The organism is Paenibacillus sp. Aloe-11 (assembly GCF_000245715.1).
Lineage (GTDB): Bacteria > Bacillota > Bacilli > Paenibacillales > Paenibacillaceae > Paenibacillus > Paenibacillus kribbensis.
On record NZ_JH601074.1, the window covers coordinates 1 to 12,096 of the forward strand.

A 12,096-nucleotide genomic window follows, 5' to 3' on the forward strand; every position below is an offset into this window, starting at 1 on the left:
CGGGTTTCGCTGCACCGCGCAGCAGCAGCGAGCATTCACGGCTGCGCCCAAGTGCGAGACAAGTCTCGCAGTAGGCGCACGCCTTGCGTCCGCACGATGCGCAGCTCGTGCGGTGCACCACCCCGCTGCCACAACGGTTGCAGCGGAGTTCATGTGCACGCGCGGCAGAGCAGCGTGCACGTAGTGCGGGAGCGAGGCCAGCAGCAAAGTTGAGCCGGCCTTGCAGATATGCTAGTTGCGCAGCTGAGCGCCAAGCACGCTCCAAACCTGGCGCTGCCTCCGCCAACAGCGCTTCGGGTTCCGGTACGAGCAACTGGCGTCCTGTTAGCAATTCAACCAACTCATCTGCTTGGCGTGCCACACACTGCATATCCAGTTCTTCAATTCCACTGCAGCGTTCCTTTTCTTGAATAAAACATAATGTTCCTTGTATTTCTCGTCTTTCCTCCTCATTTTCTGCACCTGAGATCCAGCCTTGTACATGATCCCAAATGCATATATGGTCTGCTTCTCCAGTTAAAATTCGTTGTCCACCAAAAGGTTCCAAAGACAGCTCATTCTTTAGGTTGGAAAGAATATATCCCCACCATTGCTTATTCCCCCATCGCTTCATATCCGCTAGTTCCTTGAATGTTTCACACAGCTTTGTTCCCCAAGACAATGGAAGCCCTTCTCCTAATAACACCCATCTTTCGACAATATTCTTTTGTCCCTCATTTCGATGCATCCACCATGACATATCTACTCGAATATCCATAGATAATCGTAGATTCCAATGCCCCATATACCTAACCGCATACACTGCAATTTTCATCGTATATCCCTCCCGCCTATCACGATCATTTTTTCTGCCTCTTATCACACCAGATAAAAACAAAAAAGCACACTCCTATGGCTTATAGCCTGAAGTGTGCTTCACATCAATCGAACCTCAACAAGATCCGTACCATCTTGCATATGCAATTGCTTATAAATATTTATATCCGATTTCGAGCCTTGTGTCCACAATTCCCTGTCATTAAGGAACAAGTGGGGTATCTGCCAACGGGTTGGCGGTTCTAAGATCAATAACAACCTGCTTTTCACCGCCTGACTTCGGTAAAACCGGGCCCCCCGGTGAGAAACGACGTGAAATAACTGAAATTTCCATATGGCTATAACGCACCATCCGTGTCAGAATCGGCAGTGTGTCGTCCATGGACTCATCATCCAGTACCGTCACATGCAGCGGCCTCCGGTGTAGCCAAGCAAGTATGCTTAACGAACGCATCACCCATTCCACACGATCTCCGTCATTGGACGTAATCACAATATAGCGGGTCGCACGATGCTCCGGAGATAATGAGTGCGCATCTTCACCATTGCGATAAGCCTGAACCGCCTGTCGTATATACATGAGATGCACGACCGCGGCTCCTAGACCGTATATAAGCAATATCCAAACCAAGTGAGCCGTCACGAAGGTTCCACCTCCTCCTATAGCGACAATATATGCCGTATAACAGGAAGAGGTGTCACGGTTATGTACTGGGTTTCAAAGACTACACTTTACAGCGTAACCCATCCGTATTTGATCGAGTTAATAACCGCTTGTGTTCGGTCGTCAACCTCCATTTTTTGCAGAATGCTGCTGACATGGTTTTTGACCGTTTTTTCGCTAATGAATAAATATTCACCGATCATTTTGTTGCTCTTGCCTTCAGCCATCAAACGCAGCACTTCAGCCTCACGGCGGGTCAACGGATTATTTTCGCCTGCGACAAACTTTACGCCTGCTTCCTTGGTATGACCCTCAGCCATAGCCCCGGTTTCATTCAGGTAGGTCATCCGGCGGAGCTGCTGAATAAGCTTACCCGTTACCTTCGGATGAATAAACGCATATCCTTCATGAACCGAGCGAATTGCGTTAATAAGGGACTCGGCCTCCATATCTTTTAACAGATATCCGTTGGCCCCCTTGCGCAACGTTTCGAATACGTAGCTTTCATCATCATGGATGGACAAGATGATCACTTTGACATCCGGGAACATCTCGCGCAGCTTTTCAGTTGCCTCTACACCATTTTCAATTGGCATATTAATGTCCATCAGAACAATATCCGGTTTCTCTACGTTACAAAATTCCAGCACTTGGATGCCGTCGCCGCATTCTCCGATGACCTCAATGTCATCCTCCATATTCAAAATACGTTTAAGTCCTTCACGGAACAACTGATGATCGTCCGCCAAGAGAACTTTAATGGGTGCATTACTGATTTCTTGATTTTCCATGTTGTTACTCCTTTCCCTTTTCCACGTTGGTTGGGATATGAATCACTATCTTGGTGCCCTGATTCTCAGCTGATTCGATCTCCATTCTCCCCTCGAGCAGTTCAACCCTTTCCCGCATACCAATCAGGCCAAAATGCCCATGATCTTTGCTTTTTTGTTGGAAGAGCTCTGGCTTGAAGCCCAGACCATTATCCTGTACCACGATTTTTACAAGCTGCGCCTGATAGGTAATCTCAACAAGTACATAGGTAGGATAAGCATGCTTGGCAGCGTTGGTCAAAGCTTCCTGAATCAGACGGTAAATGGCTGCTTCCATCGCGGAAGAGAGACGGTGTTCCTTGCCCCTTGTTTCAAAAAGCGCTCTAATCTTCGTTTTTTCTTCAAAATCTTGCACATATTTTCGGAGCGTCGGAATAAGTCCCAGGTCATCCAGGGCCATAGGACGCAGATTGAAAATGACCTTTCGCATTTCCTCAAGACTAGAGCGAACTTGTTTCTTCAAGTCTACTATTTCGTCCTGAACCATCTTAAATTCCTGCTTAGCGATCATTCTTTCCACAATTTCCGTCCTAAGCACTAGATGTGCAAGGAGTTGCGCAGGTCCATCGTGAATTTCACGAGATATGCGCTTACGCTCCTCTTCTTGAGCCAAAATAATTTTGAGACCAATAAACTGTCGATTTTTGGCCGATTCGATGATCCGCGTCACTTGTCCCAGCTCACCTGACAAATATTCCAGCACAACCCCCATCTGTGAACCAATGGTTTCAGCACGCTCGACAGAAGCCTCGACACTTTGGGCCCGCTTTTGCAGATCGTCTCTTCTGGCTTTGAGATACATTTCCTTCTCGCGAAAAATCATCACATCGAGCTGAAGCTGTGTCGCCTTCTCGTAAGCCTGCTTGATATCTTCTTCTGAATAGCGGACAAAGTCACGGCTGACCTCAGTCAGCCGAATGCGGGACCGCCGATAATTCATTTCCAGCTGGTCCACCTTTTCAATCGTTTCCGCCGTTTCCTTCAGGACAATTTGAAGCTCCTGATTTAACGTGACCAGCTCGGTCCGGGCCGTGTCCAATATTTCGAACATCTGATATTTGCTGTTCTCCATCACCTGGATGGCATTTTTAATGACTCGGTCTATGATATCGGCTTGAAAGTCCACAAGTGTTCTACTCCAATCCTAGCATTTCAAGTATATATCATACCATATCATGACTGGAGGGTGATGGTCTTCGTTTCTTGTTCCCATTTTACAGTCATCCCTAACTGCTCAGACACGAGTCTTAATGGGACTAAAGTCCTACCACCTAATACGATAGGTGCTACATCAGTGCTTTGACGCTTTCCGTTTAGAACAGCTTCTTTTTTCCCCACGGTCAAATCCATCAGTACTCCGCCGCGCATAATCGTGATCCGCTGATCGCCTGCATTCCACTTGGCCTGCCCACCAAAAGCATCAAGTACATACTTGATCGGCACATACGTTGATCCATCGCGTGTCATCGGAGCCGCATCAATCGCAGTCGCTGTTCCGTTCACGCTCATTGATTTCTGTCCAATCGTCATCTGAGCTGTTCCTTTTTTGAGTCCTTCAGTGCCAACCGTTCCCGGTGTATTAAAAGAAATATTGTCAAAAGCAACATTGCCCGTTTTAGCACGCTCATCCTGACCCTCGGCTACATTGACTACATAAAGACGCTTCAGCTTCGCCGGATACGAAATATTCAAACCGCTCATATCTGCGTTTATCGTTTTCCAGCCGTTCCAGTCAATCACTTTGGCCAGATCAATATATGCCGTTTTGCCTTGAGCATCCTCCAATTCCGCCCGCAGCCAATTCAGACTCTTATCTCCTCTCACATCAACGGAAATGGATGTGGCCGCTTGTTCCAATGTTTTTCCGGTTGTACCGTTCAGTTGAGCATAAGCATACATTTTGCCACTGCCACTCGTCATGTCGTAGTTCAGCTCCAGCACCTTAGAGTTGGCATGATCCCCATCTCCTTGCACAACGGCGGCTGTCCCGGTAACACCAGCTACATTCGAAGTAAAATCAATCGGATATGAAACATTTTCAAAATTCTCCCAATCACTTGTGCTCTCCCCGCCTGCAGACAGGAAGACAACCGCGCTGAAACCATCATAGCGACCGATGGCATAGCCCGTTTTCACACCCGAGTCCACCGAGTTGACTGTAAGCTCGCTGTCCTTAACGCTTCCCTTAAAGCCGATGGATTCCCACTTGAGAGCATCTGACGTAATGCTGACGCTCTGGCCATCTTTCGTCTTTGCCGTTACAGGTACTGCAATTTTAGCTCCAGCGGCAAGTGAGCCTGTTCCACTTCCTGCAGTCAGTGATGAAATTTCATCTGCTCCAAGCACCGTAACCTTGGTTGTAGCGCTTGCTGAACCACTGGATGCTGTTAGTGTCGCGGTTCCCGGCTTGGCTCCCTTGACAACACCGCCACTCACTGACACAACAGCCGGGTTGCTGGATTTCCACGTCACCTGCACCTTCGAAGTATCGAATGGATTGTAGTAGTTGTCATATCCTTTGAAGGAATAGCTTCCGGTCTGGCCGATCAGCAATGTTTTATTGCCTTTAATCGTGAAGCCTTTAAGCGTTCCTTTGGGAGCAGTGGTATATACACCCACTCCATTCACGACGCTGCGCTGCTCTGTACCGTATTCCGTATTAAAAGTAAGCCCTGCAGTCGTATCTCCCAAATCACGAGTTACCATAGTGGTAGAGCCGCCGCCGTCAAGGTTCATCCCCTTCCAGACGCCAATATCTTGCATCAGCGTTTGCAGCTCGCTCAGAGAGACACCAACGCTGTTCCCGTTCTTCTCAACGGCAATGACATAAGCGTAACGCTTGTCACGGGAATATCCCAAAGCTGTACGCGCACGGGTCCCGCCTATGCTTGTTGTGCTTCGGGAAAACGAGGTTTTCTGACCGTCATTTACTAATATGGTATGTCCACCAATCATCATTTGAAGGTTGGAAGGATCTACTTCACTCCCTGTCGATTTCACACGAAGGTGATAGCTCGTTTCTACTGTCTGTCCCACTGTCAGATGCTCTTTGGCATATTCAGCCGCTTTACCATGAGTACGCAAAATATAGCCATCCTGTGGGACTGTCATATTCAATCCAGCGTTGCTGGAGACTTGCGTAACCACACCATTTTGTACCAACACCTCGGTAGGCGTTGTCGAGCTGTTTTTTGGACGTTCCACTGCCTTCCAAGCAGATGTATAAATATACATAGCATTGGAGTGGCTGTAGCTGCTTCCACTCGTTTCAGGCGTATATGAAGCCTTGTTCATCCCCGCCAAAGAAAAGGATGACCCATCCCCGGCCTTTACTGTACCTTCAAAAGTAAACTGCTCTACCATCGGAGAACCGTCCTTGGTTACAGCAAAGGCATACATGCCTGTTAAATCAGACGGAGTAGACATTAACACACCCTTGGATACTTGTCCGCCAATCGGCGCTCCCTCGCTGGAGGTATTAAAATAATCTCCGTTTACGCCAGCAACCGCCCCGGTTTCTTTTGCCATGCCACCAGTACTCTGACGGGTTGTGAACTGTCCGTTCTTCCCGGTCATGACATCCAGCTTGACGTATGGATTTTGCAAGTCCACCCGAATAATATCAGCCAGTGCTGTTCCTTTGGAACCTTTAAAACGATATTTCATCAAAGTTGCACCAGAAGTAAGGATTTCTTCGCCCAGCTTTACAGTTGAACCGGAGGCTGCACTTGCAATTGGCACAGACATCCAGCCATTTAACGGGATTAGTGCCCCCGTTCCGGCAACCGGTCCTACCCACAATACTCCTGCCAGTGTCAGAACGGCCCATTTCTTAGCGATTCTTCTACCATCCACTTTCTCATTGCCCTGTTTCCTATTACTTAAAAACATTTGGATAATAGCTCCCATCTTCATTGTATTCAAACGGAATGATCCGCACGTGTCTAGCAATAAACAAAAAAAGTCTTCTTATATTAATAGACTTATTATAAAGGCAAAAGTTACGAAAATCCCGTCAACTTATTCACAAAATCGAAAACAGCGAATTGACGAACACGATATAGGCGCAATATAATACGATTGAACTAATAAGTTCAAAATATACTAATCAGTTCAGGTCTATTTTTATAGGCCTATCAGGAGGCTTGAAATCATGAATAAACTCCGGTTACTTACCGTACTCTCTTTATCCCTGAGCATAGCGGTCGCTGGATGTTCCAGTGCGGAGAAAGATGCCGCTTTAGACTCAGCTGCACAGCCAACCGTTGTGCGTACTGCAGTTGTCAAATCCTCTCCGCTCCATACTGCCTATAACTTGTCAGGCACTCTTCAGGCTTATGAGGAGAACACACTGGCTTTTCAAAATGGAGGCACCGTAGCCAGTGCATATCTCACTGTCGGTACTGCTGTACAGAAGGGCGCCGTTATTGCTCGTTTGGATGATGCTGACTACAAGCTTCAGGTGGCACAAGCGACAGCCTCCATCCTGGAAGCGCAGGCTGGTATTGATAACGCACAGGCTAACCTACAGGCTGCTGCCTCTGCGATTCAATCTGCCGATGCAGGTATTACAGGAGCTCGCGCGAATGTCAACAAGGTCAATAAAGGGGCACGTGCTCAAGAGAAACAGCAAGCGCAAGCTACTGTAGATAAGGCACAAAGTGCCTATAATAAAGCCAAGACGGATAGTGAGCGTACACAGAAGCTGTTTGAAGCAGGTGCTGCTACCGCATCGGATAATGAAAATGCTCGCCTGAATGCTACCGCAGCCCTGAAAGATCTGGAGCAAGCTAAGGAATCCCTATCCCTTTTGCTGGAAGGGGCTACAGCCGAAGATCATCAATCCGCCCAGGCTTCCTTTCAGGATGCACTTGCAGGTAAAAGCAAAGCTCTTGCTGCCAATGAACAGGCTGCGGCTGCCAAAAAGCAAGCCCATGCCAACTATGAAAAAGCCCTTGTTGCCAAGGGGCAGGCAGAACTTGCACTTTCACGCACCCGTCTAATTGCTCCTGTGAACGGTGTTATTTTAGGCAAGAGTGTGAATACAGGTGACTTGGTCGCTTCAGGCCAGACCGTCTATCGCATAGGGTCCATTGACCGTCTCAAGGTACTGCTCCCGGTACCGGACAGTGAAATCAAAGATTGGAAAAAGGGACAATCAGTGAATGTGATGCTATATGAAGAAAGCCGCCAAGGCACGGTTTCCAACATCTATCCTTCAACCAGCACTAATACAGGAATTGTTAACGTAGAGATCGTTATAAACAATCCACAGCAAGACTGGCTGCCTGGCCAGGTCATTAAAGCTGCTCGACAGGTGACAGACAAGAACGGCATTCTTGTTCCCGCTGAAGCGGTCATTAACACGGGGAGTGAGCCCTTTATTTTCAAAGATATTAAAGGAAAGGCTGTTAAAACAGCTGTAAAGCTCGGTGATCAGGTTATAGAAAACCAATTGCAAATCGTATCAGGCCTTCGTGAGGGCGAACGTATTGTTATTAAAGGGGCAGAAAATCTTTTTGATGGGAATCCGATTAAAGCGGAAGAAGGCGGCCGCCCATGATTGAATATTTCGTAAAAAAGCGAAAAATTACATTATTGTTTTTTGTTATGCTTGTTTTAGTCGGAGCTTTTGGATTTTTCCAATTACCACAGCAGGAAATGCCAGATGTCACCATACAAAATGCTATGGTAACAACAGTCTATCCTGGTGCTTCACCGCAAAAAGTTGAACAAACCGTAACCAAGGAGCTGGAAAAGCGCATCAAGGAAGTAGAAGGTGTTAAAACGATTACATCGACTTCCGGTAACGGATTCTCCTCTATTTTAATTGAATCCAAAAATGGAGTTGATCCACAAACGGTATGGGATAATATGCGTAAAAAAGTACAGGATGCGCAAGCGGATCTTCCCGAAGGTGCTGAAGTACCTGTTGTGAATGACAAGCTAACCAGTTCGTTTATCGGCTCCTATGCCCTGGTAGCTGACTCCCCTGCACCACTGTATCGGCTCAATGATTTGATCACAACGTGGAAAGATCAGCTCAACACCATACCAGGTGTATCCAGTGTCAAGTTCAACGGCCTCCCTGACCAGGAAGTGCGTGTCCAAATCGATAATCAAAAGCTTCAGCAGTACCATCTGTCGTGGGGACAGGTCGCACAAGCGATCCAGTCCCAAATCGATCGGATTCCGACCGGTGATATTGAATACAACGGACGCACCTTTCAACTCATCGTCCGGGAAACCCAAAAAGCCGAGGAATTAAATCAGGCCATTTTGACTCGTACTGAGGAAGGGGCGCCCGTCTATTTGCGAGATGTTGCCACTACCGAGCTGGCACATGCCGAAACGGAGTACTTTGCCTATGTAGGAGGAAAGCCTGCCATTACGCTAAGTATTGGAGCAGAAAAGGGCACAGACGTCCCGCCTATGAACGAAAAGGTCAATGCGAAGCTCAAAGAACTGGAGAAAACACTTCCTGAAGGTGTTCGTCTTGAAACTCTTTTTGCACAAAAGGATCAGGTAGATCATATCTTCGGCGATTTGAAACGCGAGACGATTCTGGCAATTGCAGCTGTGATTCTCGTTTGTATGCTGGGCTTGAATTTGCTTACCTCTGCTTTTGTCGCACTGGCGATTCCGATTTCGGTTGCGATTGCCATTATCTTTTTGCCTATGTTCGGTATTACACTGAATCAAATCTCCGTTGTTGGTCTGATCATTGTCCTGGGCATACTTGTTGATGACGCCGTAGTGGTCAATGATAATATTGAGCGGAGACTTACAGAATTAGGGGAGTCACCCAAAGATGCAGCTATTAAAGGTACCAAAGAGGTGATGCTTTCGATTTTGGTTGCCACACTGGCTACCATCTCAGCCTTTGCTCCACTGTTGTTTCTACCCGGAAATGTAGGGGCATTCATCAAGCCTATTCCCGCTATTGTTTCTCTGACCATGCTTGCTTCTATGGTTATGTCACTCACCATTATCCCAATTTTCCGGGAATGGTATGAGAAACGCAGGCAGACTCGGCGGCCTCAAGGTAAAACGAAGCCTGCAGGCTTGTTGGGCCGGCAGATTCAGTCTTTAAACAAGCTGTACTCACAAAAGCTGATGCCCAAAGTCATTAAGCGTCCCTTGCTGACTGCAATGGCAGGACTCATGCTTGGAACAGCTGCTTATGGATTGGTTCCTTTCACCTCAGTTGAACTCTTTCCAGAAGCAGAGGACCCTCATGTCGTATTAAAAATAAAAATGCCTATAGGCACCTCCGTTATAGAAACAGACCAGGTCGTCAAAGACATTGCAGGCTGGATAAAGAAGCAACCCGAAACCTCCAAGGTCGTTTACAGTGCCGGAGGAACTGCACCGCAACTATTCAGCGACATTAACAGTTCGGGCGGTGATATTAGATATGATGAGACTGTAGGACAAGTTGCTATTGTTGGCAAAAAAAATATTTTCGATCTCAATAAGACAGTCAATGCTTGGGAACAGCATGCTAAAAGATCCTATCCTGAAGCTAATGTGACGATGTATATTCCTCGTCTTGGAATCCCGGTGGGTAAGCCCGTCTCTATTCGGATTTCAGGTCAGAACCTGAATCAGCTACAAAACCTTGCCCAAAAAGTAAAAGAGCAGATTGCCACAGTAGAGGGTACGACCGGTGTCATGGATGATATAGGAATTGAAAGATATGCACTGGATTTGCAGGTTAACAAGCAAGCCATGGACCAATACCTGGTAAGCTATACAGATCTGACTCGTACCCTGCTTTTATTAAAAGAAGGGGCTAAAGTCAGCCAATTTGATACAGGAAACGATCTGGTGGATATTAAATTGTATTTGAATCATGACAACGAGGAGCCTAGCACGCTTTTCCAACAATTAAGTGTAGTCAATTCAGCCGGTGCGCAGATTCCGTTAAACCAGCTCGTACAAATTAAGCCTTCATTTGCTATTCAGCAAATCAAGCATTACAATATGGAGCGGACGATTACGGTAGAAGCCGACTTGAACGGGCGAACTGCAAGCGAAGCAATGGTGGATGTAGAAAGCAAACTGGCACAAATGAAATTCCCTGAAGGCTATAAATGGGAGGTAGGCGGCGAAACATCCGATCAGTCCACCATATTCGGGGATTTAGGGAAGCTGGCAATCGTTGTAGTCCTGCTCATTTTGCTCTTGATCACTATGCAGTTCTATTCGTTGTCCATCCCTATTATCATTATGACGACCGTATACCTGGCAGCAGCCGGCGGCATTATTGGTATTTTCTTAACTGGCATGCCTATTGGTTTTATGAGTATCATGGGGATTATTGCACTCGCAGGCATTGTTGTACGGAACGGTATTGTGTTAATTGAATTTATCGAGGATGCCCGGCATGAAGGAATGGAGCTAAAAGAAGCTGTGATACAAGCAGCCACTGCCCGCTTTAGACCCATTTTATTGACTTCTCTGGCGGCCATTGTAGGAATGATCCCGTTAGCGCTGTTGGGAAGTCTTCTCTTTAAGCCACTGGCCTTTACCGTCATTTTCGGTTTGCTATTTTCAACCTTGTTAACCTTGTTTGTCGTGCCGTCCTTATATATGATTATGGCCAAGTTCAAAATGCACCGTCAACTCAAAAAAAAGCAACACACGGTTATCACACACGACCAACCTTTGTAGAAGATATGGAGTAAGACGGCGGGCTCTCGGATTGGCCCCTAGGGGGTAGTATGTATGGAAAGCAAAAAAAATGATATTCTGCAGGCAGCCATTAGGCTGTTCTCCAGAAAAGGCTATTATTCAACATCTGTTGAAGAAATCGCCAAAGAAAGCGGGATGGCAAAGGCATCCTTTTATAAATATTTTCAGAGAAAGGAAGAACTGCCTCTGGAAATGTGCATTATCCTGGAGAAAAATATTGAACAGGATATCCGGGCACTTTACAGTAAACCTGATCTCACTACTCATGATAAGCTGCACGACTTTATTGTACTCTATTTAAGAAATCTTGTTAAAAATAAAGTATATCTTATGATGGATCTTCCTGAGCCATCCATGCTCATTTTTCAGAATGAACAGCTCAATGCCGCCTTCGAACAACATGAATACAAGTTGTATCAATGGGTATACGACTGCTTGATTGATGTTTTCGGAACCGAGATTGAAGATTCTGCATGGGATATCACTTTTGTGCTCAAAAGTATTGTATTGGAATATATTCGTTTCTTTGCTGAACGGATGAACGATGAAACGATTGAGCATCTTACGCAATTCATCATCTTCTTATCCAATTCTTTAGTTGCCAGCCTGAAGAGTACTGATTCGGTCTATCATTTGTGGGGCAGTCCAGGCTGGTTACCTGAAAGCACTATAAGCAATCCCTTCGATCAGGGTCGCCAGATCAATGTCCTTCTTCACTCTCTGGAAGACAGCATACTTCTGTCTTCATGGAGTTTGGAGGATAAGCAAGAGTACCAGCAAATTTCCACTCTACTAAAGGAAGAAGCTCTGAAAGCGAGCCCTCAGAAAGGGCTCTTAAAAGCTCTTTTTTCGTATTTGGAGCAGCGTAAGGAACTGCAAAAGGTTTGCCATTTACTCAAAAATTTATTAGACCTTGCACCGGAATCGGAATAATAGCCAACCATTCGGTGCAGTTAAAACAGATTTTCAGACGCCGATAAAGTAAATTTTGCTGAATCTGCTATAGTTAGTCTGCGAAACATAACTAAAAAAGACTGTCTCATGTAAATGAGCAGTCTTTTTTAGTTTATTGCTTTTATTTATAACATA

General features: G+C 46.3%; 7 protein-coding genes and 1 pseudogene. 3 read left to right on the forward strand and 5 right to left on the reverse strand.

Annotated elements, in window-relative coordinates; all coding sequences use genetic code 11:
* The 5 genes and pseudogenes from WG8_RS23205 to WG8_RS23225 all read right to left on the reverse strand — a co-directional run.
* A pseudogene (locus tag WG8_RS23205) lies at nucleotides 1–814 on the reverse strand (DNA/RNA helicase); the annotation flags it as partial.
* 204 nt (nucleotides 815–1,018) lie between these two features.
* Nucleotides 1,019–1,459: a hypothetical protein gene (locus WG8_RS23210; RefSeq protein ID WP_007432712.1), complete on the reverse strand. Its 441-nt coding sequence runs from the start codon at nucleotides 1,457–1,459 to the stop codon at nucleotides 1,019–1,021.
* Nucleotides 1,460–1,548: 89 nt separating this feature from the next.
* Nucleotides 1,549–2,271, reverse strand: a complete 723-nt coding sequence (locus WG8_RS23215; protein WP_007432713.1) for a response regulator — start codon at nucleotides 2,269–2,271, stop codon at nucleotides 1,549–1,551.
* 4 nt (nucleotides 2,272–2,275) lie between these two features.
* Nucleotides 2,276–3,436 (reverse strand): sensor histidine kinase, encoded by a 1,161-nt coding sequence (locus WG8_RS23220; protein WP_007432714.1) that lies wholly within the window; start codon nucleotides 3,434–3,436, stop codon nucleotides 2,276–2,278.
* Nucleotides 3,437–3,483: 47 nt separating this feature from the next.
* A complete protein-coding gene (locus WG8_RS23225) occupies nucleotides 3,484–6,201 on the reverse strand; it encodes a stalk domain-containing protein (protein ID WP_007432715.1) in 2,718 nt (905 codons plus the stop codon).
* 262 nt (nucleotides 6,202–6,463) lie between these two features.
* Here WG8_RS23225 and WG8_RS23230 point away from each other — a divergent pair, with 262 nt between their 5' ends.
* The 3 genes from WG8_RS23230 to WG8_RS23240 are packed head-to-tail and all read left to right on the forward strand — an operon-like array spanning nucleotide 6,464 to nucleotide 11,940.
* A complete protein-coding gene (locus tag WG8_RS23230) occupies nucleotides 6,464–7,873 on the forward strand; it encodes an efflux RND transporter periplasmic adaptor subunit (protein ID WP_007432716.1) in 1,410 nt (469 codons plus the stop codon).
* Nucleotides 7,870–10,986, forward strand: coding sequence for an efflux RND transporter permease subunit (locus WG8_RS23235; protein WP_007432717.1), 3,117 nt, complete (start codon nucleotides 7,870–7,872; stop codon nucleotides 10,984–10,986). Before WG8_RS23230 ends, WG8_RS23235 begins: the two co-directional genes overlap by 4 nt.
* Nucleotides 10,987–11,040: 54 nt before the next feature.
* The gene (locus WG8_RS23240; protein WP_007432718.1) at nucleotides 11,041–11,940 is read left to right on the forward strand and encodes a TetR/AcrR family transcriptional regulator; all 900 of its coding nucleotides are present in this window, start codon (nucleotides 11,041–11,043) and stop codon (nucleotides 11,938–11,940) included.
* Nucleotides 11,941–12,096: the final 156 nt, after the last annotated feature.

Coding starts and splice junctions, on each gene's coding strand:
- WG8_RS23215 (WP_007432713.1), bottom strand. CDS start 2,271: ATGGAAAATCAAGAAATCAGTAATGCACCCATTAAAGTTCTCTTGGCG.
- WG8_RS23225 (WP_007432715.1), bottom strand. CDS start 6,201: ATGTTTTTAAGTAATAGGAAACAGGGCAATGAGAAAGTGGATGGTAGA.
- WG8_RS23230 (WP_007432716.1), top strand. CDS start 6,464: ATGAATAAACTCCGGTTACTTACCGTACTCTCTTTATCCCTGAGCATA.
- WG8_RS23235 (WP_007432717.1), top strand. CDS start 7,870: ATGATTGAATATTTCGTAAAAAAGCGAAAAATTACATTATTGTTTTTT.
- WG8_RS23240 (WP_007432718.1), top strand. CDS start 11,041: ATGGAAAGCAAAAAAAATGATATTCTGCAGGCAGCCATTAGGCTGTTC.